Raw genomic sequence first — 23,143 nt, forward strand, 5'->3', positions numbered from 1 at the left:
ATCGCGGTGATGAGCGTGATGCTCGGCGCCTTCATGGCGGTGCTCGACATCCAGATCACCAACTCATCGCTCAAGGACATTCAAGGCGCCCTGTCGGCGACGCTGGAAGAAGGCTCGTGGATTTCGACGTCTTATCTGGTGGCGGAAATCATCATGATTCCGCTGACCGCCTGGCTGGTGCAGTTGCTGTCGGCCCGGCGGCTGGCGGTGTGGGTTTCGCTGGGTTTTCTGATTTCGTCGCTGCTGTGCTCGATGGCCTGGAGCCTGGAAAGCATGATCGTGTTTCGCGCCATGCAAGGCTTCACCGGCGGCGCGCTGATCCCGCTGGCGTTCACCCTGACGCTGATCAAACTCCCCGAACACCACCGGGCCAAAGGCATGGCCATGTTTGCCATGACCGCCACCTTCGCCCCGTCCATCGGCCCGACCCTCGGCGGCTGGCTCACGGAAAACTGGGGCTGGGAGTACATCTTCTATATCAACATCCCGCCGGGACTGATCATGATCGCCGGGCTGATGTACGGCCTGGAGAAGAAAGAAGCGCACTGGGAACTGCTGAAAAGCACCGATTACACCGGCATTCTCACGCTGGGCGTCGGCCTCGGTTGCTTGCAGGTTTTCCTTGAGGAAGGCCATCGCAAGGACTGGCTGGAATCGAATCTGATAGTGACGCTGGGCAGCATCGCCCTGCTGAGCCTGATCACCTTCGTGATCGTGCAGATCTCCAAGCCCAATCCGCTGATCAACCTGGGCATCCTGCGCAACCGCAATTTCGGTCTGTCGAGTATTTCCAGCCTCGGCATGGGCGTCGGGCTGTACGGCTCGATCTATCTGTTGCCGCTGTACCTGGCACAGATCCAGAACTACAACGCCCTGCAGATCGGTGAGGTGATCATGTGGATGGGCGTGCCGCAGCTGTTTCTGATTCCGCTGGTGCCGAAGCTGATGAAATTCGTCTCGCCAAAATGGCTGTGCACGATCGGTTTTGGCCTGTTCGGGCTGGCGAGTTTTTCATCTGGCGTGCTAAACCCGGATTTTGCCGGGCCGCAGTTCAATCAGATCCAGATTATCCGCGCCCTCGGTCAACCACTGATCATGGTGACCATTTCGCTGATCGCCACGGCTTACATCCTGCCGCAGGACGCGGGCTCGGCGTCAAGTCTGTTCAACATTTTGCGCAACCTCGGCGGCGCCATCGGCATCGCCCTGCTTGCGACGTTGCTGGACGCGCGCACCAAGACTTACTTCGATTACTTGCGTGAAGCGGTGGTGCCGACCAATCCGCAGGTGGCCGAACGCCTGGCGTCGATGACCGATCGGTTCGGCAGTGACACGGCGGCGTTGGGCAAATTAAGCGAGATCGTTCATCAGCAGGCGCTGATCATGGCCTACAACGATGCGTTTCATTTTGTCGGGATTGCGTTGGGGATCAGCATGTTGGCGATCTTGCTCACCAAGAAACTGCCCGCCGGACTGAAGGCCGGGGAGTCTCATTAAGACCGAGTCGCCCCATTCGCGAGCAAGCTCGCTCCCACAGTTTTTTTGTGAACGACACAACTCCAATGTGGGAGCGAGCTTGCTCGCGAAGAGGCCCGACCAAACACTGCAAACCTTCAGACGGCCAAAAGGCGCTCACGCAACTTTGCAATTTCGTCGCGCATTTGCGCCGCCGCTTCGAACTCCAGGTCGCGGGCCAACTGGTACATCTTCTCTTCAAGTTGGCGGATGCGCTTGGTGATCTCGCTCGGCGAGCGCAGTTCGGCTTCGTACTTGGCGCTCTCTTCGGCGGCCTTGGCCATGCCCTTGCGCTTCTTGCTGCGCGAACCGGGCACGGTGGCGCCTTCCATGATGTCGGCGACGTCCTTGAACACACCCTTGGGCGTGATGCCATTGGCCAGGTTGAAGGCGATCTGCTTGTCGCGACGGCGCTCGGTTTCGCCGATGGCGCGCTCCATCGAACCAGTCATGCGATCCGCGTAGAGAATCGCCCGGCCATTGAGGTTACGCGCCGCCCGGCCGATGGTCTGAATCAGCGAGCGCTCGGAACGCAGGAAACCTTCCTTGTCCGCGTCGAGAATCGCCACCAGTGACACTTCCGGCATGTCCAGGCCTTCACGCAGCAGGTTGATCCCCACCAGCACATCGAACGTGCCGAGACGCAGGTCGCGGATGATTTCGACCCGTTCGACGGTGTCGATGTCCGAGTGCAGATAACGCACACGAATGCCGTGGTCGGCCAGGTAATCGGTCAGGTCTTCGGCCATGCGCTTGGTCAGCGTGGTGACCAGCACCCGCTCCTCCAGCGCCACCCGCTTGGTGATTTCCGACAAAAGATCGTCGACCTGGGTCAGCGCCGGGCGTACTTCAACCTGCGGATCGACCAGACCGGTCGGTCGCACCACTTGCTCGATCACCCGACCGGCGTGCTCGGCTTCGTAGTTGCCGGGCGTGGCCGAAACGAAGATCGTCTGCGGGCTCACCCCTTCCCACTCGTCGAAACGCATCGGCCGGTTATCCAGCGCCGATGGCAGGCGGAAACCGTATTCCACCAGTGTTTCCTTACGTGAACGGTCGCCCTTATACATCGCGCCGACCTGCGGCACGCTGACATGGGACTCGTCGATCACCAGCAACGCGTCGGCCGGCAGGTAATCGTAGAGGGTCGGCGGCGGCGCGCCAGCCGGCCGGCCCGACAGGTAGCGCGAGTAGTTCTCGATGCCGTTGCAGTAGCCGAGTTCGAGGATCATCTCCAGGTCGAACCGGGTGCGCTGCTCCAGCCGCTGGGCTTCCACCAGTTTGTTGTTATTGCGCAGGTATTCCAGGCGCTCCTGCAACTCGACCTTGATCCCCTCGATGGCGTCGAGCAAGGTTTCCCGGGGCGTCACGTAGTGGCTCTTCGGGTAAAAGGTGAAACGCGGCAGCTTGCGGATGACCTCACCGGTCAGAGGGTCGAACGCGGAAATACTTTCTACTTCGTCATCGAACAGCTCGATCCGGATCGCTTCGAGGTCGGATTCGGCCGGATAAATGTCGATCACGTCGCCGCGTACCCGAAACGTCGCCCGGGCGAAATCCATGTCGTTGCGGGTGTATTGCAGGTCGGCCAGGCGCCGCACCAGCGCACGCTGATCGAGCTTGTCGCCGCGATCGACGTGCAAGACCATTTTCAAATAGGTTTCCGGGCTGCCCAGACCGTAGATGCACGACACCGTGGTGACGATGATCGCGTCCTTGCGCTCAAGCAAGGCCTTGGTCGCCGACAGCCGCATCTGCTCGATGTGGTCGTTGATCGACGCATCCTTCTCGATGAAGGTGTCGGACGACGGCACATAGGCTTCGGGCTGGTAATAGTCGTAGTAGGAAACGAAGTACTCGACGGCGTTGTTCGGGAAGAACGACTTGAACTCGCCGTACAACTGCGCAGCCAGGGTCTTGTTCGGCGCCAGCACCAGGGTCGGACGCTGCACCTGGGCGATCACGTTGGCGATGCTGAAGGTCTTGCCCGACCCGGTCACCCCGAGCAGCGTCTGGTGCGCCAGCCCGGCTTCGATGCCTTCGACCATCTGGCGAATGGCTTCGGGTTGATCGCCGGCGGGGTCGAAACGGGTGACGAGCTGGAATTCAGACATAAACACCTCTGGAGTCGCGACGCCGACGACAAAGCGCAGGCCCACGAGAAAGACCGCAAACGACCGATGTCGCGCAAGGAAAAACGAAGATTGTGCTGAATGTGGAGCCGATTGCCTCGCCTTTCAAGGCAAACGTCCTACATCCGGTAAAGCTTCTGACAAATCCATTCGACTAACGGTCGAGAAATAATCGGAAAAACTTACCTTAAAAGCCGATTCGCCTGTCGCCATTGATCGATGATGGCCTCTATACTAGCTCCCCGTTTGTGCACCGCTCTAGTGCATTCGGCTGGAGCGCCACACGTCCCTCCACTCTCCATTAGAGCTGCCGTAAAAATGAGCCTGTTCTCCGCTGTCGAAATGGCACCCCGCGATCCAATCCTGGGCCTCAACGAAGCATTCAACGCCGATACCCGGACCAATAAGGTCAATCTCGGGGTGGGTGTGTACTGCAACGAAGAGGGGCGAATTCCACTCCTGCGCGCCGTCATCGAAGCCGAAACCATTCGCGCCGCTCAGCACGCCTCGCGCGGCTACCTGCCAATCGACGGCATCGCCGCTTACGATCAGGCCGTGCAAAAGCTGCTGTTCGGCAATGATTCGCCACTGCTGGCAGCTGGCCGCGTTGTCACCACTCAGGCCGTCGGCGGGACCGGCGCACTGAAAATCGGTGCCGACTTCCTCAAGCAACTGCTGCCGAATGCCGTTGTGGCGATCAGCGACCCGAGCTGGGAAAACCACCGCGCGCTGTTCGAAACCGCCGGTTTCCCGGTGCAGAACTACCGCTACTACGACGCCGCCACCCACGATGTGAACCGTGCCGGCCTGCTGGAAGACCTCAACGCCCTGCCGAACGGCTCGATCATCGTGCTGCACGCCTGCTGCCACAACCCGACCGGCGTCGACCTGAGCCCTTCGGACTGGAACAACGTGCTGGAGGCGGTCAAGGCCAAAGGTCACGTGCCGTTCCTCGACATGGCTTACCAGGGTTTCGGTGACGGCATTGCCGAAGACGCCGCTGCCGTGCGCCTGTTCGCCGAATCCGGCCTGACCTTCTTCGTGTCGAGCTCGTTCTCCAAGTCGTTCTCGCTGTACGGCGAGCGCGTCGGTGCGCTGTCGATCGTCAGCGAATCGAAAGAGGAAAGCGCCCGCGTCCTGTCGCAAGTCAAACGCGTGATCCGCACCAACTACTCCAACCCGCCGACCCACGGTGCAAGCGTGGTCGCCGCCGTGCTGAACAGCCCGGAACTGCGCGCCCAGTGGGAAGCCGAACTGGCCGAGATGCGTCTGCGCATTCGCGGCATGCGCGAGCAGATGGTTGCTCTGCTGGCAAAGAAAGCCCCGCAGCGTGACTTCAGCTTCGTCGGTCGTCAGCGCGGCATGTTCTCCTACTCCGGCCTGACCACCGAACAGGTTCACCGCCTGCGCAACGAGTTCGGCATCTACGCCCTGGACACCGGCCGCATCTGCGTGGCCGCGCTGAACCAGAGCAACATCGAAGCCGTAACAGACGCCATCGTTCAGGTCATCTGATCCGGCGCCGCACTGAAAACGGGAAGCCTTCGGGCTTCCCGTTTTTTATTTGTCTGAAGAAATGCCGCTACACCCTCTAGACTGCACACAGACGATATTTCAGAGAGCCGACATGAAAAACGATGACCTGCGCGCCGACCGCGATGAGCTGGACTACTATCCACCCCGCACCTCGGGCAAACGCGAAAAGAGCCTGGTGCTGCAAGTGGCGGCCGGGGTGTTTCTCGGCGGACTGGCCTTGTGGCTCGTGCAACTGGCGGCCACGGCGTTGTACGCAAAACTGCTGATGGGGACCTTTACCTTCGGTGGCTGAAAGCCGTTCGGTAAAAAAATCACGCCGATGCTTGACTAGTCTTTTTAAATCAGTAACATACGCACCAATTCCGCAATAGCTCAGTTGGTAGAGCAAGTGACTGTTAATCACTGGGTCCCTGGTTCGAGTCCAGGTTGTGGAGCCAAATACAGAGCCCCTGAATCGAAAGATTCAGGGGCTTTTTTGTCGGCATTGAAAAAGTCGGCCCTTTTCTATTCAGCAACAGCTGTCAGACGTGCTCGCTGCTCTTGGCGTGTACCTTTGGCGCGCCATGAACGTGATCCGAATCCGGATCGATCACCGGCACTTCATTGCCATCGCAGTCATGCAGCTTGCCGTCGCTGAAGTAGTCGCCTTCACGCAGCGCTGCCAGATCGCGATAACGCAGGGTCCGCTCTTCTGCCGCCGCAAACACCGACTGCTGATCCGAGTTGCCCGCCGTGAAGTGGTTGAACGCCAGGTTCAGCAGAATTGCCATGATCGCCGACGAGCTGATGCCCGAATGGAAAATGGTCGCGAACCAGCTCGGGAAGTGATCGTAGAAGTTCGGCGCGGCAATCGGGATCATGCCGAAGCCGATCGAGGTGGCAACGATGATCAGGTTGACGTTGTTGCGGTAATCAACCTTGGACAACGTGCGGATGCCACTAGCCGCCACCGTGCCGAACAGCACGATACCGGCGCCGCCGAGCACCGAAGTCGGTACTGCCGCGATGACCCGGCCCATGAACGGCAGCAGGCCGAGGATCACCAGGAAGATACCGCCGGTGGCCACCACATAACGGCTCTTGATCCCGGTCACCGCCACCAGCCCGACGTTCTGGGCGAAGGCGCTCTGGGTGAACGAGCCGAAGATCGGCGCAAACATGCTCGACAGCATGTCCGCCCGCAGGCCGTTGCCCAGACGCTTGGAGTCGACCTTGGTGCCGATGATTTCACCGACTGCCAGGATGTCCGCCGAGGTTTCCACCAGAGTCACCATGACCACAATGCACATCGACAGGATTGCAGCGAAGTGGAAGGTCGGCATGCCGAAATGGAAAGGTGTCGGGAAGCCGAACATCGGGCCCTGGGTGACGTTGGAGAAGTCCGCCATGCCGAGGAACACCGCCAGCACCGTGCCGATCACCATGGCCAACAGGATCGACAGACGCGAGATAGTGGAGCTGCCGACTTTGCTCAGCAGCAACACCAGCACCAGCGTGACCGCCGCCAGACCGATGTTCTGCATGCTGCCGAAGTCAGGCGCGTGACTGTTGCCGCCCATGGCCCAACGTGCAGCCACCGGCATCAGCGTCAGACCGATGGTGGTGATCACGATGCCCGTGACCAGCGGCGGGAAAAACTTGGTGATTCGTGAAAACACCGGCGTGATCAGCAAGCCAATCAGCGACGCCGCAATCACCGCGCCAAGCACCGACTGGAAGCCGCCCTCCCCGCCACTGCTGACAATCGCCACCATAGTGGCAACGCCGGAGAACGACACGCCCTGCACCAGCGGCAACTGACAGCCGAAAAACGGTAAACCCAGGGTTTGCAGCAACGTGGCCAGCCCCCCCGCAAACAATGAAGCAGCAATCAACAGACCAATGTCCGCAGGCGAAAGCCCGGCGGCCTGACCGATGATCAATGGCACCGCGACGATACCGCCATACATGGTCAGAACGTGTTGCAGGCCGTAAGCCATATTCGCGCCGACCCCGAGATTCTCGTCCTCGGGCCGTTGGTGTGAAACATGGGGCGTTTTCATGGTGGGGGAGTTCCCTGGTTTTTGTTATGCGCACACTGTATGCAAGAGTCAGGACAAATGTCCATAGACTTGTATACAACTTATCAGTCACATAATGGTTAGCTAGCCACCCAACCTTCTATCCCGCTGCTTTCATCCCCCACAAATCCGGCAACACATCCTCATTCGAGTCCACGTTTTATCCGCCCAGGCTGAAGTGTTCATGGCGACCGACGGCGCGGCCGCATCCTTTTTTATACATATAAAGTATGCATAATGAAGTCATTCAAGATTCAGTTCGACAAAAGCAAGAATGCTGCCAACGCATTCGAGCCCAGCAAGCGAGGGCAACTTTGCGCAGAGGTGATCAATGAAGGATGAGTACGATTTCAGCCAAGGTAAACGCGGCGCCATCGCGCCCACCAAGGGCAAAACCCGCATCACCATCATGCTCGATGACGCAGTGATCGAAGCCGCGCGCGAGGTCGCTGAGAGCGAGGGCTATGGCTATCAGACGGTAATCAACAACACCCTGCGCCGCGCGTTGCTCGACAGCCGTGGCGCCACTGAGGAACTCGAACATTCAATCGGGCAATTCAGCGCCACCGACCTCAAGAGCCTCGAGAAAAAACTGTCGGCAGCGGTGAACGAGATCCGGCGGGTGCTCGAGCCGGAGGCAAAACCTTAGGTTTCAGACTGGCTGAATCAAGCGCGCCAGCGCCAGACGTGCACCGGGCTGGTGCGGCAAGCGCAGGCCGAACTCCCGTTCCAGCAGTTCGATCAGCTCATCGATATCCGTTACCTCACGCCGCTCGCTCTCGGCGCCCATGCGGTGGATCGCGAAACTGCCGTTGTTCAGCGTACGTCGCCAGCCGTCGCCGGTCCGCGCGACCATCAGGCGCTGGGCGAATGGCGAGTCCGGGTGAGTCGAGACATACCAGTTGCCGAGGGTGTAATCGATGTCTTCCTGGCGTTGCAGGTCAAACAGGTACATCGGCCGCCATTCGCCAGCGACCCTGGCCCGCAGCATGTAGCCATCGGCCTGCACTTCGATGCGATACGGTTCGTGCGGCGTGGATTGCTCAGCGTCGGTATCCAGCACCAGCGGTGCGGTCGGCACCATGCCGCCGAAGCCGACATCGGTGATGTAGCGCACGCCGTCGAGGGTCACCAGACTCAAGCGATGGGTGCGCTCCGTCCAGCTGCCTTCGGGCCGATTAATGACCACACGTCCACTGATGCCCCGCGCCTCGAACCCCAGTTCCAGCAACAGCGCCAGAAACAGATTGTTCAGCTCGTAGCAGTAGCCGCCACGGGCATCGTTAAAGACCTTGCGTTCGATGGAGGGCAGATCGATCAGAACGGGTTCACCACTGAGCGTCGACAGGTTTTCGAAAGGAAAGGCGCCGGTATGGCGCAATTGCAACAGGCGCAGGGTTTCAAGGGTCGGTGCCGGAGGCGCATCGAATCCCAGGCGTTGCAGGTACTGTTTCAGATTCGTCAGGCGTGGCTCGCTCATTGCCGGGTCCTTTTGCATGGGCGCGGATCGTTCCGCCGATGGTCGCCATGTATACGGGATCCGGGCATCGAATCGACAATTGAATTAACCAATCACCTTTTTAGCGTCGTTTACGGGAGTCGATGCGAATCCACGTCGGCGCGTGGTCGCTGGCATGCGGTTCGTTGCGCACCCAAGCATCCACACCGGCCTCATGCAGATAAGGGCTCAGCTTGGGATTGAGCAGCAGATGGTCGATCCGCAGCCCGGAGTTCTTCTGCCAGTGCTGGCGGAAATAATCCCAGAAGGTATACAGCCGATCTTCGGGATAAAGATGCCGCAACGAATCCGTCCAGCCCTGATCCAGCAATCGCTGGTAGCACTCGCGGCTTTGCGGTTGCAACAACGCATCCTTGAGCCAGGATCGAGTGTTGTAGATATCCAGATCCGTGGGCACCACGTTGTAATCGCCGGCCAGCACCACCGGGTGATCGCTGCTTTGCAGATCCCGGGCGTAATTGATCAGGCGCTCGAACCAGGCCAGCTTGTAGTCGAACTTCGGCCCCGGTTGCGGATTGCCATTGGGCAGGTACAGGCACCCCACCAACACCCCGTGCACCGCCGCTTCGAGGTAGCGGCTGTGTTTATCGTCGGGATCGCCGGGCAGACCGCGCCGGCTCTCCAGCGGTTGCGCATCGCGGGCAAGAATTGCCACGCCGTTCCATGACGCCTGACCGTGCCAGATGGCGCCGTAACCGGCGGCCTCCAGATCGGCGGCAGGAAACGCGCTGTCCACCAGCTTCAGTTCCTGCAAACAGACGATGTCCGGCTGCTCGCGCCTCAGCCACTCCAGCAGATTCGGCAGACGGGCCCGCAGGCCGTTGACGTTGAACGTGGCAATGCGCATTTTTTTCATCGTCCGGGTTCCTGCCATTGACCGATAAAAACTGTGACACCAGGCGCACCGCGACGGTTGCGTTGGATCCTCCGTTTACACGCGGTTGCGCAACCATTGCAGGAAACCTTTTTTCGGCACTGTCACCGGTGTTTCTTCCGTCAGTGATTGCGCCTTGTGCAGGCGGAAATCGAGCAGCGCCTTCATCGCGTCGTTGATGTCGTGACGGGCGTCCAGACAGGGTTTGAGATAAGACTTCTCGATGCGATACAGCGCACAGAAGGTCTTGGCGGAGAAGTCGGCCGGCAATGACGTATCGGACAGTATTCCCGCTTCGCCGATCACTTCGCCCGGTCCCATCCGTCCGGACTCGAACGGCGTGCCGTGGCGTTTGAGCGTCACCGAGACCACACCGGATTCGATGATGAACAGGTGATCACTGACCTCGCCGCCCGCAAGAATCACCTCGCCGGCACGGAAAGTTTGCAGGGTCATGTTCTGGCTGAAGGTTTCTTTCTCTTCCTGACGAAGCGTAGAGAAAATCGGCGAGCTGTCGAGCAACGCCCGTGGCCGCGAGAGATTGCTCGACACGCCCGGCTCAACGCTCGACAGCAGATTGACCCCGGACGCCTGCAGGTGCCGGTACGCCAGATCAAACAGCTGATTGCGCACCATACGTTTTTCGCTCATCGAGGCGACAAACCCGCTGATTTCATATTCGGTGCCGGCACTGCTGGAGCTCTTCAGCGCGACACTCGGCGCGGGGCGCTCCAGCAATTGGCGACAGCCCTGCATCGCCCGTTCCAGGGCATCGATCACCGAGCTGGGCCGCGCATGGGGGCTGACCTGCACGCTGACGGCAACCCCGAACATATTGCTCGGCCGGCTGAAGTTGATGATCTTGGCCTTGGCCGCCAGCGAGTTGGGAATCACCGCCATGCTGCCCTGACTGGTTTGCAGGCGCGTGGCGCGCCAGTCGATGTCGGTGACCCGCCCTTCCGTACCGTCGATGGAAATCCAGTCATCCAGTTGATAAGGCTTGGTGGTGTTGAGCACGATCCCGGAAAACACGTCGCTCAAGGTGCTCTGCAACGCCAGACCGACGATGATCGCCAACGCCCCGGACGTCGCCAGTACGCCTTTGACCGGCAGGTCCAGCACGTAGGCCAGCGCCGCGATGATCGCAATCAGGAAGATCACCGCACCCAGCAGATCCTGCAACAGCCGCCCGGTGTGCCCGACCCGCTGCATCATCACCGCGCCGATCAACACCGTCAGGGTGCGCGCGCCGAACAGCCACCAGCCGATCTGCAACCCGGTCGCCGCCAGGTGCAACGGCACGTTGTCGGCCCACGGCGCAGGCTCCATCGGGTTGAGCCCTTCGTTGAACAGCAGAAAGCTGAATAGAGCAAAGATCAGCACCCGTACCAACAGTTTCCACGCACTGCCGTGGGAGCTGATCAGACGCCACAGACCGAGATCGATCAGGATCAGGATCAAGGCGCAAAACAACGGATGATCGGTGAGCAGAGACAGCATCAAACAACTCCGACAGGGGCCAATCGCGAGAAGATCGCACAGATTGGGCTCAGTGTAGGAGTAATTGATTTGGCCGGATGAGTGCCACTGCGCACGCGCGAAAAAAACCGGCAGGCGCGCGTGGCGCCTGCCGGGATTTTCAGCCGTGCATCTGGCCGAAGCGGCCGGACTGGAAGTCGGCAAAAGCCTGGTGGATTTCCTGCTCGGTGTTCATCACGAACGGGCCGTGGCCGACGATCGGCTCGTCAATCGGCTCGCCACTGAGCAGCAACACCACCGCGTCCTGGCTGGCTTCGAGGGTGATTCGCTTGCCATCACGTTCAAACAGCGCCAGTTGCCCTTCGCGCATCGACTCCACACCGTTGATCCGGACCGACCCCTTCAACACCACCAACGCCGTGTTACGGCCTTCGTGCAGATCCAGCGAAAGCAACTTGCCGGTGTTCAGTCGCAGATCCCACACATCGATAGGCGTGAACGTGCGGGACGGGCCCTTCTGACCGTCGAACTCGCCGGCGATCAGGCGCAGGCTGCCGGCGCCGTCCTTGAGCGCGATTTGCGGGATATCACTGTCCAGAATGGTCTGGTAACCCGGCGCGGCCATTTTGTCCTTGGCTGGCAGATTCACCCACAGCTGCACCATTTCCAGGTTGCCGCCGGTTCTGGCGAAATTTTCCGAATGGAATTCTTCATGCAGGATTCCCGAAGCCGCGGTCATCCACTGCACATCGCCCGGGCCAATGGTGCCGCCACTGCCGGTGGAGTCGCGGTGCTGCACTTCGCCTTCGTACACGATGGTGACGGTCTCGAAGCCACGGTGCGGATGCTGGCCCACGCCACGACGTTCGGTGGTCGGGGTGAATTGCGCAGGCCCGGCGTGATCCAGCAGCAGGAACGGGCTGATGTGCTTGCCCAGGTTGTCGTAGGAAAACAGGGTACGCACCGGAAACCCATCGCCGACCCAGTGGCCGCGAGGGCTGGTGTAGATACCGATAAGGTTTTTCATGGTGGACTCCGTCATCAGGTTGATCGTGGGGGCCGATCATAAATTCGCTACGTATTTAGCACTAGTCGGCCAAAACCGTCCTCATCGTTCTATTAATGGAACGATGAGCAAGCGTGGTGATTCGTGACTTTCAGTCAACAGTACTTTGTGCCGACAGCGGTTTTTCCCAAGGAATCAGACGCGGATACTCCTGCTCATTCCCACTGCAACCCCTGGAGTCCTGCATGTCTGTTCCCGCTTTCGGTCTTGGTACGTTTCGTCTGCAAGGTCAGGTGGTCATCGATTCGGTGAGCACTGCCCTTGAGCTCGGTTACCGGGTCATCGACACCGCACAGATCTACGAAAACGAAGCCGACGTGGGCGAGGCCATCGCTGCCAGCGGCATCGCCCGCGACGAACTGTTCATCACCAGCAAGATCTGGATCGCCAACTTCGCCAAAGACCGCCTGATTGAAAGCCTCAAGGAGAGCCTGCAAAAGTTGCAGACCGACTACCTCGACCTGACGCTGATCCACTGGCCGTCGCCGGAAGATCAGGTATCGGTCGAGGAATTCATGGGCGCCCTGCTGGAAGCAAAGCGCCTGGGTCTGACCCGGCAGATCGGCGTGTCCAACTTCACCATCGACCTGATGAAACAGGCAATTGCTGCGGTCGGTGCGCAGAACATCGCCACCAACCAGATCGAACTGCACCCGTACCTGCAAAACCGCAAGGTCGTGGAATTCGCCCGGAGTCAGGGCATTCAGATCACGTCGTACATGACCCTGGCCTATGGTGAAGTGCTGAAGGATCCGCTGATCGTACAGATCGCCGAGCGCCTGCTAGCCACTCCGGCTCAGGTCACCCTGGCGTGGGCGATGCAGTCGGGATACGCGGTGATTCCGTCGTCGACCAAACGCACCAACCTGCAAGGCAACCTGGGCGCCACGGCGTTGACCCTGAGCGACGCCGACATGGCGCTGATCGCCACACTGGATCGCAGCCATCGCCTGACCAGCCCCACAGGCATCGCGCCGCAGTGGGACTGACCGGTCAGGCCTGAAGCTGCTGCGCGAGGTCTTGCATGGCCACGCGCAGCAAATCGATGGCGGCCGTCAATGCCGCGTCGGATTGATCGTCATGGCAGGCTTGCTCAAGTCCTCGACACGCCGAGATCACGCGCTCGGCACCGATCATGTGTGCCCCGCCCGTGACGTGATGCGCCAGATCCCGCAATCCCGCGCGATCACCGTGTCGGCCTGATTCGTCCAGACGCTGCAGGTCGATGCGCAAGCTGCTCAGCACTTCCCCACGCAACTGTTCGATCAGTGGATTGTCGGCGCCTGCCAGTTGCAACAGCGCACTCAGGTCGAACTCGGCCACTGCCGAATCGTCCACGCTGGCCGCCTGCGCGCCCTCCGGTACGGCGGCTATCAGGGCCTGGTTCAATTCGTGCAGCAGCACCGGTTTGAACAGGCAATCGTCCATCCCGGCCGCCCGGCATCGCTGCTTTTCTTCCATCTGTGCATTGGCGGTAAAGCCGAGGATCAGGCAGGGCGCCCTGCCCGTCGCGGCTTCTTCCTGGCGCACTGCTCGCGCCAGCTCGTAACCGTTGAGCCCGTGCATGTTGATATCGGTGATCAGCGCATCGAAGGATTGCCTGCGCCACAGCACCAGCCCCTCTTCACCGCCACCGGAGTCGACGGCGCGATGCCCCAGTTCACTCAACTGCCGACACAACAACAGGCGATTCACCGGATGGTCATCCACGACCAGCACGTTCAGCGACTTCACCGTCGTCGCCACTGGTGGCGGTGCAGCTTCTTGCCCGAGTGGCGCCAGCACAGGCAGCTCCAGGCGCAGCATGAGCTGAGTGCCGCGGTTCAACTCGCTGCTCATCCACAAATCACCGCCCATCATCCGGCACAGGTTGCGACTGATCACCAACCCCAGACCTGAACCGCCATGCGCCACGGACTGATGATCGCCGACCTGTACAAACGGATTGAACAGTCGCTGCTGATCCTCAATGCTGATCCCCCGCCCACTGTCTTCGATGATCACGCCCACTTCAATCAGCCCGTCCCGTTCTGAAAACACGCGCAAGCGCAGGCTCACCTCGCCGTTGTCGGTGAATTTGATGGCATTGCTCAACAGGTTCGACAGCACTTGCTTGAAACGCAGGGGATCGAGCATCACCTCGACGTTGCTGAGCTCATCCAGTTCGACATGCCACAACAATTGTTTCTGCCGGGCCAGACCCTCGAAAATCCGACACACCGACACGACCACTTCGCGCAGATTGGCGCGCTCGGGGGCCAGTGACAAATGCCCGGACTCGATGCGTGCGATGTCGAGAATGTCGCCGATCAATGCCAGCAATTGCTGCCCGGCAGTGGACGCGACTTCGATAGCCTGGCGATCGGTCACGCCTTCATCGGCACGTTTGAGCGCCAGTTCGAGCATGCCGGTCAGGGCATTCATCGGTGTGCGGATTTCATGACTCATGGTCGCCAGAAACGTACTTTTGGCACGATTGGCTTCGTCGGCCGCCTCCTTGGCCTCCTGCAACTGACTTAGCCATTGCTGACGCTGGCGGATCTGCCGACGCTGAAAACCGATCCAGCCCAATGCCAGCAACAGCAACCCGGCAGCAACGGCAAACCCGCGCAATATTTGCTCGCGATGACGCTGCCAATAGCTGTCTTGCAGCACCACGTTACGACTCCAGCGTGCGACCAGACCGTCGATTTCCTGCGGCGCGATGCTCAGCAGTGCCTTGTTCAGAATCGATTGCAACTGAGGCGAGTCGAGCGCCGTGGCCATGGCAACCCGGGCCGGCTGATCGCCCAGCGTGGAGACAATCCGCAAGCGATCGCGGTACTGGTGATCGATCTGGTAGCGCGCCACCAACAACGAACTCAATGTCGCATCAGCCCGCCCGTCGAGCAGCGCCCGTGTGCCATCGGCCGGACTCGGCAACTCGATCAGGTTGATCTGCGGCACATGCTCCAGCAGGTAATCACGCAACGGATCGCCGCGATAAAGCGCCACACGCTTGCCCGTCATGTCGTCCAGGCTACGCGGCCCCTGTGCCTTCGAATCGGCAATCAGCACAAAGGGGCTGTTGACGTACGACCGGGTGAACAGCATTTCTGTTTCGCGCTCGCGGCTCAGTGTCATCACAGACAACAGGTCCAGTTTTCCGCTTCTGAGTTGTTCGACCTGACGATCAAGAGACTGACCGCGCACCACCTCGAACGTCAGCCCGCTGCGCTGACTGATCAGGTTGAGCAGTTGGGCCGCCAGCCCACTGAAGCGACCGTCGGCGTCAAAGAACGCGAGTGGCGCAAAGTCATCGACAGCACCGACCCGCACTACCGGATGCTGATCCAGCCATTGTTGCTCGCTGTCGCTCAGGCTTACCCGCGACTGCGCCGCCCTGTCGGCGCGCCCGGCACTCCAGCGCAACTCCATCGCCAGCCGCTGCTCCATGGGAATCGCCAGCAGGGCTTTGTCGACCAGACGTTTCAAGCGGTTGTTGCTGCGGGTCAGGGCAAAACCGAAGGGGTTGGCGTCCAGGCCCGAGGGCCCGGCCAGTTGCAGGTCGTTTTGAAAATGGGTGTTGATCAGGTAGCTGGCGCTGATGAAATCGCCGAGGTACAGATCATCCCGGCCAAACGCGACGGCGCCGAGGGCATCGAGGATCGATCGATAGCGCTGCAGGGAAGCTTGCGGGTAAGCCTCTTCGATGGTCGAAGCGGGCAGATAGTCGTCCACCATGGCGATGCGTTTGCCGTTGAGATCACTCGGCAACGCCTCATTGAGCCGGGTCAGCCACATCGGCTGATCCTCGGCATAGGCGCGCGACAGCATCAGTTGGGGATCGGCGATTTCGAAGTTGTTCGACGTGCCCAGCAGGTCAAGATCCCCGGCCTTGAGCGCGGCCATGGCGCTTTCGCGGTCGGGATAGCACCAGACCTCGACGGCAATGTTAAGTATCTGGGCGATCGCGTCGGCGTAATCGGCCGTGAGACCTTCCAGTTCATGGCGTTTGCGGGTCAGTTCAAAGGGCGGGTAATCCGGCCAGGAGGCACCGATGCGCAATACCCGGTGCGCGCTCAGCCACTGTCTGTCCTGCTCATCCAGACGAATCTGCACCCCCTCCAGACGGGTGCGGGAGACGATTTCCAGCCTTTGCGCCTCGGAGGCGTGCACTGCGCTTGCAAGCAACAGTATCGACAGAAGCACAACCCGCAGACGACCTATCATGGGGCAACCGATCAAAACAGGCCGTTGCGTTTGACGAACTCTCGCAACACCACCAGCGAGGTCACTCCGAGTTTCTGCATCAAGCGGGTCTTGTAGGTACTGATGGTTTTGTGACTGAGGTTCATCGCCAGAGCAATGTGCTTGTTGGACTCGCCTCTGGCCAGCTTGAGCATGATCTCCATTTCACGGGTGGACAGAAGTGCGATCAGCTCTCGCTCATCGCGATGCGCTTCGGTTTGCCCGGTATTGACCGCAGGCATTTCGGGGAAGTAGGTGTAACCCGACCGCACGGCCTTGATTGCATTTTGCAAATGCTGCATCGAGGCGGACTTGGCGACAAAAGCCATCGCCCCCGCACGTCGGCAGCGCATCAGATAGTGTTCAGGATCGGCCGAGGTGAAAATCACCACCTTGCAGACCAGCCCGACGGCCCTGATGCGCGCCAACACCTCAAGACCACCGAATCCGTTGAGCTTCAGGTCGAGCACGACCAGTTCCGGCGCGTGCTCCCGGAGCATTGGCACCACATCGACACCGCTGGTAGTCACATGAATCGGTTGGTAACCCGCCGACTCCAGAACCAGGCGAAGGGCACCCACCACCACCGGATGATCATCGACGATCAATGCTGAACCCATGACCACTCCCGAGGCGAATACATGCCATGACGCCGCCGATCTTGCATGAACGGGACTATTGGTAGCCGCGCTACAACTGTTGCACGGTGTGAACGCTGGATCACCTGTCAGATCTGACAGTTGTTCGATAGAGCGATCTGTGATTGAGCACGCGATGAGGGCCCAAACGAAGCCTCGACCGAAGTCATCAACTGCTCGATCGCGCGGATTGAAGGCAGAGGCGCAGGACTGGTGATGATCTTTGCGCCAAAGTGCTCGGGAACCCCTGAGGCGTCCGCCGGTTCACCGTAGACCAGCGCCCGCCGGACTTGCGGATGATCAAACAGGAAACCACGAAGATCCGCTATCCCGCCCGCCAGTTCGGCATTGATCACCAGGACATCGAATGGCTCACAGCCGTAATCGACCAGCGTCAGCAGTTCGGCAAGGTTTTGCACCGGGGCAATGCGGTAGTAATCGAGCCCATTGAACAGGCGCTCGATCTTCATCCGGTGAAAGTGCTGCAAGTCGGCGATCAGGATGCGCAGGGTTTTGTCGGTCAACGTGAAAGTCCGGGTAGTCGCTTCAAGTGGCGGCAAGACTACCCAAGCGCCGAGGCTTGCTCTGTAGGACTTTTCCGAAAAAAGATGTCACTCATCCGGACAAAAAAGTTACTCCGTGGTACTCGGACTCCAGAACGCCTGCACCACCAGCGCCGAGGTCGAGATACGCGCTACCAGCGCATCCAGCTCATCACCGTCCACCGAAGTCGTCGCCAGAGTGGCTTCGATCTCGATTTCATCGGCTCCGAAAGCGTGCACATCGACATCACTGGCCGGGTAATTGCTGCGTTCCAGCTCGGCTTCAAGCAGCGCAAACACGGCTTTCTGCTGCGAACGCCGGGCGATGACGTAAACGATGTTGGTGACTTCTGCCGAAACCACATCGAGCGGCTGACGGTTGATGTTGTTGACGATCGGCCGCAGCAAGGTGTTGGCGGCGAGCACGAACAAGGTGCCCAGCACCGCTTCGGCCAGCAGGTCGGCGCCGGCACAGGCGCCGACCGCTGCCGAGGTCCAGAGTGTGGCGGCGGTGTTGAGGCCGCGCACGTTGCCCTCTTCGCGCATGATCACCCCGGCACCGAGAAAGCCGATACCGGACACCACGTAGGCGACCACCCGCACCGCACCTTCGGCACCGGCCAGACGGTTGGCCATGTCGACGAAAATCGCCGCACCGACCGCCACCAGCACGTTGGTGCGCAAACCCGCCGTGCGTTGCCGGTACTGGCGTTCGAAGCCGATCAGGCCGCCGAGGATGAAGGCCGCGCTGAGACTGACCAGGGTGTCGAGCAATGAGGTGAGGTTGAGATTGTTGATGGCTTGCATGTTGAACTCCTTGAAACCGCCCCCCTTGCTCCCACAAGGGGGGAAACTTGCCTGTTACTGCCAGCCGAACCGGCGGATGTAGAAGCCTTTCACGGCCTGAGTCAGTGCCATGTACGCCAGCAGGATCACCGGCAGGAACACGAAGTACATTGACGGCAGCGCCTGCAATTTGAAGTAGTGCGCCAGCGGTCCCATCGGCAGGAAGATGCCCACGGCCATGATGATTGCGGTCATCACCAGCAACGGCATGGCCGCACGGCTTTGCAGGAACGGAATCTTCGGCGTGCGGATCATGTGCACGATCAGCGTCTGGGTCAGCAGTCCCACGACGAACCAGCCGGACTGGAACAGAGTCTGGTGATCCGGGGTGTTGGCATCGAACACGTACCACATCAAGGCGAACGTTGTGATGTCGAAGATCGAGCTGATCGGGCCGAAGAACAGCATGAAGCGCCCCACATCACCCGGCTGCCAGCGCTGCGGCTGTTTCAGCATTTCGTCGTCAACGTTGTCGAACGGGATCGCGATCTGCGAAATGTCATACAACAGGTTCTGCACCAGCAGGTGCATCGGCAGCATCGGCAGAAACGGAATGAACGCACTGGCCACCAGCACCGAGAACACGTTGCCGAAGTTCGAGCTGGCGGTCATCTTGATGTACTTGAGCATGTTGGCGAAGGTCCGGCGCCCTTCCAGCACGCCCTCCTCCAGCACCATCAGGCTCTTCTCCAGCAGGATGATGTCGGCCGCTTCCTTGGCGATGTCCACCGCGCTGTCCACGGAGATCCCGATGTCTGCGGTGCGCAGCGCCGGCGCGTCGTTGATGCCGTCACCCATGAACCCGACCACATGACCGTTGCCCTTGAGGATGCGCACGATGCGCTCCTTGTGCGACGGCGTCAGCCTGGCGAACACGTTGGTGGTTTCCACCGCCACCGCAAGTTCAGCATCGCTCATGCGTTCGATGTCATTGCCCATCAGCAGGCCTTGCTGGGCCAGGCCCACTTCGCGGCAGATCTTGGCGGTCACCAGTTCGTTGTCGCCGGTCAGCACTTCCACGGCCACGCCGTGTTCGGCCAGGGCCTTGAGCGCCGGCGCGGTGCTTTCCTTGGGTGGATCGAGAAACGCCACGTAACCGATCAGCGTCAGCTCCTGCTCGTCGCTCAGGCTGTAAGTGTCGCGCCCTTGCGGCATCGAGCGGGCCGCCACCGCTACCACGCGCAGGCCTTCAGCGTTGAATGCTGCTGTGACCTGACGGATTTTCGCCAGCAATTCATCGCTCAAGGCTTCGTCCACTTCACCGTGACGAACCCGGCTGCACACCGACAGAACCTCTTCCACCGCACCCTTGCAGATCAGTTGATGCGGCTGACCGCGCCCTTCGACCACCACCGACATGCGCCGGCGGTTGAAGTCGAACGGGATTTCATCGACCTTGCGAAACGCCGTGCCGACCTTCAGCTCACGGTGGATTTCCACGTGCTCCAGCACCGCCACATCCAGCAGGTTTTTCAGGCCGGTCTGGTAGTAGCTGTTGAGGTAGGCCATTTCCAGCACGTCATCGGAGTCTTCGCCCCAGACGTCGACGTTGCGTGCCAGGAAAATTTTGTCCTGGGTCAGGGTGCCGGTCTTGTCGGTGCACAGCACGTCCATGGCGCCGAAGTTCTGGATCGCGTCCAGGCGTTTGACGATGACTTTCTTGCGCGACAGAAACACCGCGCCTTTGGCCAGGGTCGAGGTGACGATCATCGGCAGCATTTCCGGGGTCAGGCCCACGGCAATCGACAGCGCGAACAACAGTGCTTCGGTCCAGTCGCCCTTGGTGAAACCGTTGATGAACAACACCAGTGGCGCCATCACGAACATGAAGCGGATCAGCAGCCAGCTGACTTTGTTCACGCCTTGCTGAAACGAAGTCACCGCGCGATCAGTCGCCCCGACCCGCTGCGCCAGCGCACCGAAATAGGTGCTGTTGCCGGTGGTGAGAATCACCGCCACCGCCGTGCCGGACACCACGTTGGTGCCCATGAACAGAATGTTGTCGAGCTCCAGCGGATTGCGCGTATCGCGATCGGCCTGACGCGGGAATTTCTCTACCGGCATCGATTCACCGGTCATCGCTGCCTGGCTGACGAACAGGTCCTTGGCGCTGAGCACCCGACAATCGGCAGGAATCATGTCGCCGGCCGACAGCACGATCAGATCGCCGGGCACCAGCTGTTTGATCGGCAGTTCAGCACGCGGCGCATCCCGGCGCAGCACGGTTGCAGTGTTGCTGACCATCGCTTTGAGCGCATCGGCCGCCTGATTGGATTTGCTTTCCTGCCAGAAGCGCAGCAGCGTCGACAGCACCACCATCGAGAAAATCACGATGGCGGCCTTGAGGTCTTCGGTCAGCCACGAGATCACCGCCAACAGGGTCAGCAGCAGATTGAAAGGGTTTTTGTAGCAATGCCACAGGTGGGTCCACCACGGCAGCGGTTGCTCGTGTTCGACTTCGTTGAGGCCATGCTGCGCACGCAGCACATCGACTTCGAAATCGGTCAGGCCGTCGGTGTGGGTGCCGAGGTTGGTCAGCAGCACGCCGCTGTCGCAATGGGCGGCGTCCACCAGTGTATTGGCCAGAGTGGGCGGCACTTCACGGCTGACCGTGGTGTCGCCGAGGGTTTCCAGCAAGGCCAGGCGACGGAAGTGCCGGGCGATGTGACGGGTCCGCAGGAAGCCTGCGAAAAATTCCTTGAGCGTAAGTTTCATGGCTGTTGCCCCTATGGTCAGCCGGGAAACCGTCGAGCAGGTACGTCCTCGTCCTGGGCACCGCAAAACCGGCACGGCAAGGCGTGGCGCGCCGGTCAGAAAGACAGGCGTGTCGATAGGCTGCAATGACGACGATGAAGTCGACTTCACAGGCTTTTCAGTGTCGATGAGAAGGACGTCGGGACATGACCGGGACCGGTCATGATCGGGATGCCGCTGCTCGCTGTTCGGCGAGACAACGGCACAAAGGAATGCGCGTTATCTTGCCGAGAATCCGCCGGTTACAAGGACCGGCCGACAACTGTCACTCGAACAAGTACCCACTGTGGGTCTCCGCTATTGATGAAAACGCGCGAAGCTTACGCCCCGATATCTGGAGAGTAAACCCGGAAAAGGAAGTGCGTCGGGGAATGTGTCGGGTGTTCAGGAAGGGTTCAGGATTGCCCCCGAGATCGCCGAGATCGTTCCCACGCTCTGCGTGGGAATGCAACCGGGGACGCTCTGCGCCCCATTGGAACGCGGAGCGTCCCTTGAGGCATTCCCACGCAGAGCGTGGGAACGATCAGTGTGGAGGCTGAAAGGATACTTAGCTGGCAGTCGCCAGCAACAGATCCGCCATCGAACGGCTGTGCCCACGGTTCTTGCCATGCTCATACAGCGAGCCGGCAATCTCGTCCGCACGGATCGGCAGGATCGACAACAGCGTATCGCTCAGACCATGGCTGGCCTGGCAGAAGCCCTGCATGTACAGACCGGCCTTGCAGCGCTCGTCGGTGATCAGCTTGTAGTTGCGATCGACTTCGAAGTCGCCCAGGTACTCTTCCAGCGGCGCGAGCAGTTTGCGGTGCATCTGACGCTCGTAACCGGTGGCCAGCACGACCGCGTCGTAGACACGCACGGTGACTTCGCCGGTGGCGTTGTTGCGCACAGTCAGTTCGATACCGCGTTCGGTGGCGGTGGCTTGCTCGACGGTGGTCAGGGTACGGAACGCATGACGGGCAACACCGGAGACCTTCTGGCGGTAGAAGATGCCGTAGATGCGTTCGATCAGGTCGATGTCGACCACCGAGTAGTTGGTGTTGTGGTACTCGTTGACCAGACGCTCACGCTCGCTGCTCTTCTGCTGGAAGATCAGATCAGTGAACTCCGGCGAGAACACTTCGTTGACGAACGGGCTGTCGTCCGCCGGTTTCAGGGCCGAGCCGCGCAGGATCATGTCGACCTGCACCGACGGGAACGAATCGTTCAGATCGATAAAGGCTTCCGCCGCGCTCTGCCCGCCACCGATGATCGCGATGCTCATCGGCTGATTGTTCACGCACGGCTGCTTGGCCATTTCCGCCAGGTACTGCGAGTGGTGGAACACCCGACCGTCGCCCTTCAGCGCCTTGAACGCCTCGGGAATGCGTGGCGTGCCGCCGGCGCTGACCACAACGGAACGCGCGGTGCGCACGAACTGCTGGCCGTCCGTACCACGGGAAATCACCCGCAGCGCTTCAACCTGATGGTTGTGCAGCACCGGCTCGATGGTCAGCACTTCTTCGCCATAGCGGCTCTGTTCGGTGAACTGCGCGGCCACCCAGCGCAGGTAGTCGTTGTACTCCATGCGGCACGGGTAGAAGGTCCCGAGGTTGATGAAGTCCACCAGACGACCGTGGTGCTTGAGGTAGTTGACGAACGAATACGGGCTGGTCGGGTTGCGCAGGGTCACCAGATCCTTGAGGAAGGAAATCTGCAGCTCGCTCTGGGTCGACAGGGTATTGCCGTGCCAGCTGTAGTTGGGTTGCTTGTCGAGAAACAGCACATCCAGCTCGCCCTGGATCGGGCCGCGCTCTTGCAGAGCGATGGCCAGCGCCAGGTTCGAAGGGCCGAAACCGACGCCGATCAGGTCGTGAACGATGGGCGATGCAATTGCCTGTGTCATTTCCAGTGTCCTCTGGATGAACCCCCGAACAGCGCGGAGGAAGAGCTTGGGTGACCGGCCGGCCCGG

The 23,143-nt window shown here is 60.3% G+C and carries 17 protein-coding genes and 1 tRNA gene; 6 read left to right on the forward strand and 12 right to left on the reverse strand.

The genetic code is table 11. The features are described 5' to 3' along the window. Window positions 1–6: 6 nt before the first annotated feature. Window positions 7–1,497 (forward strand): MDR family MFS transporter, encoded by a 1,491-nt coding sequence (locus MKZ87_RS27315; RefSeq protein WP_170929767.1) that lies wholly within the window; start codon window positions 7–9, stop codon window positions 1,495–1,497. Between the two features lie 116 nt (window positions 1,498–1,613). Here the strand turns inward: MKZ87_RS27315 and uvrB are convergent, their stop codons facing one another. After that, window positions 1,614–3,629, reverse strand: a complete 2,016-nt coding sequence (gene uvrB / locus MKZ87_RS27320) for an excinuclease ABC subunit UvrB (protein ID WP_085700166.1) — start codon at window positions 3,627–3,629, stop codon at window positions 1,614–1,616. Window positions 3,630–3,965: 336 nt separating this feature from the next. Here uvrB and MKZ87_RS27325 point away from each other — a divergent pair, with 336 nt between their 5' ends. The 3 genes from MKZ87_RS27325 to MKZ87_RS27335 all read left to right on the forward strand — a co-directional run bounded on the left by MKZ87_RS27325 (window position 3,966) and on the right by MKZ87_RS27335 (window position 5,620). Beyond that, complete coding sequence (locus MKZ87_RS27325; protein ID WP_085700167.1) at window positions 3,966–5,162, forward strand: amino acid aminotransferase; 1,197 nt, start codon at window positions 3,966–3,968, stop codon at window positions 5,160–5,162. A gap of 112 nt (window positions 5,163–5,274) precedes the next feature. After that, a complete protein-coding gene (locus tag MKZ87_RS27330) occupies window positions 5,275–5,475 on the forward strand; it encodes a hypothetical protein (protein WP_065257405.1) in 201 nt (66 codons plus the stop codon). A gap of 69 nt (window positions 5,476–5,544) precedes the next feature. Further along, window positions 5,545–5,620: transfer RNA gene (locus MKZ87_RS27335), tRNA-Asn, on the forward strand. A gap of 84 nt (window positions 5,621–5,704) precedes the next feature. On the opposite strand, the gene MKZ87_RS27340 is transcribed toward MKZ87_RS27335, so the two are convergent. Further along, window positions 5,705–7,225: a nucleobase:cation symporter-2 family protein gene (locus tag MKZ87_RS27340; protein ID WP_085703507.1), complete on the reverse strand. Its 1,521-nt coding sequence runs from the start codon at window positions 7,223–7,225 to the stop codon at window positions 5,705–5,707. Between the two features lie 349 nt (window positions 7,226–7,574). Between MKZ87_RS27340 and MKZ87_RS27345 the strand changes: the two genes are divergently transcribed. Then, the gene (locus tag MKZ87_RS27345) at window positions 7,575–7,892 is read left to right on the forward strand and encodes a BrnA antitoxin family protein (protein WP_085700169.1); all 318 of its coding nucleotides are present in this window, start codon (window positions 7,575–7,577) and stop codon (window positions 7,890–7,892) included. Window positions 7,893–7,895: 3 nt separating this feature from the next. On the opposite strand, the gene MKZ87_RS27350 is transcribed toward MKZ87_RS27345, so the two are convergent. From MKZ87_RS27350 to MKZ87_RS27365, 4 genes are all read right to left on the reverse strand, one after another. Then, complete coding sequence (locus MKZ87_RS27350) at window positions 7,896–8,723, reverse strand: arylamine N-acetyltransferase family protein (RefSeq protein WP_085700170.1); 828 nt, start codon at window positions 8,721–8,723, stop codon at window positions 7,896–7,898. A gap of 100 nt (window positions 8,724–8,823) precedes the next feature. After that, a complete protein-coding gene (locus MKZ87_RS27355) occupies window positions 8,824–9,618 on the reverse strand; it encodes an exodeoxyribonuclease III (RefSeq protein ID WP_085703508.1) in 795 nt (264 codons plus the stop codon). Window positions 9,619–9,693: 75 nt separating this feature from the next. Then, the gene (locus tag MKZ87_RS27360) at window positions 9,694–11,136 is read right to left on the reverse strand and encodes a mechanosensitive ion channel family protein (protein WP_266202172.1); all 1,443 of its coding nucleotides are present in this window, start codon (window positions 11,134–11,136) and stop codon (window positions 9,694–9,696) included. Between the two features lie 139 nt (window positions 11,137–11,275). After that, the gene (locus tag MKZ87_RS27365; protein ID WP_085700173.1) at window positions 11,276–12,142 is read right to left on the reverse strand and encodes a pirin family protein; all 867 of its coding nucleotides are present in this window, start codon (window positions 12,140–12,142) and stop codon (window positions 11,276–11,278) included. Between the two features lie 224 nt (window positions 12,143–12,366). Here MKZ87_RS27365 and dkgB point away from each other — a divergent pair, with 224 nt between their 5' ends. After that, window positions 12,367–13,170, forward strand: coding sequence for a 2,5-didehydrogluconate reductase DkgB (dkgB, locus tag MKZ87_RS27370; protein ID WP_085703509.1), 804 nt, complete (start codon window positions 12,367–12,369; stop codon window positions 13,168–13,170). Window positions 13,171–13,174: 4 nt separating this feature from the next. Here dkgB and MKZ87_RS27375 read toward each other — a convergent pair whose 3' ends face one another. The 6 genes from MKZ87_RS27375 to MKZ87_RS27400 form a co-directional block, all read right to left on the reverse strand. Next, window positions 13,175–16,393 carry a transporter substrate-binding domain-containing protein gene (locus tag MKZ87_RS27375; RefSeq protein ID WP_085703510.1) on the reverse strand — a complete coding sequence of 1,073 codons (3,219 nt, stop codon included), beginning with the start codon at window positions 16,391–16,393 and terminating at the stop codon, window positions 13,175–13,177. An 11-nt stretch (window positions 16,394–16,404) separates the two neighbouring features. Then, window positions 16,405–17,031 carry a response regulator transcription factor gene (locus tag MKZ87_RS27380; RefSeq protein WP_085700176.1) on the reverse strand — a complete coding sequence of 209 codons (627 nt, stop codon included), beginning with the start codon at window positions 17,029–17,031 and terminating at the stop codon, window positions 16,405–16,407. A 107-nt stretch (window positions 17,032–17,138) separates the two neighbouring features. Next, entirely contained in the window at window positions 17,139–17,573 is a 435-nt protein-coding gene (locus MKZ87_RS27385) for a chemotaxis protein CheY (RefSeq protein WP_085703511.1), read from the reverse strand. Between the two features lie 108 nt (window positions 17,574–17,681). Next, window positions 17,682–18,398: an MgtC/SapB family protein gene (locus tag MKZ87_RS27390; RefSeq protein WP_064594791.1), complete on the reverse strand. Its 717-nt coding sequence runs from the start codon at window positions 18,396–18,398 to the stop codon at window positions 17,682–17,684. Window positions 18,399–18,452: 54 nt separating this feature from the next. Further along, window positions 18,453–21,152, reverse strand: coding sequence for a magnesium-translocating P-type ATPase (gene mgtA, locus MKZ87_RS27395; RefSeq protein ID WP_266202173.1), 2,700 nt, complete (start codon window positions 21,150–21,152; stop codon window positions 18,453–18,455). 586 nt (window positions 21,153–21,738) lie between these two features. Further along, window positions 21,739–23,076, reverse strand: coding sequence for a lysine N(6)-hydroxylase/L-ornithine N(5)-oxygenase family protein (locus MKZ87_RS27400; RefSeq protein WP_085700179.1), 1,338 nt, complete (start codon window positions 23,074–23,076; stop codon window positions 21,739–21,741). Window positions 23,077–23,143: the final 67 nt, after the last annotated feature.

This window comes from Pseudomonas sp. MCal1 (assembly GCF_026341415.1).
Lineage (GTDB): Bacteria > Pseudomonadota > Gammaproteobacteria > Pseudomonadales > Pseudomonadaceae > Aquipseudomonas.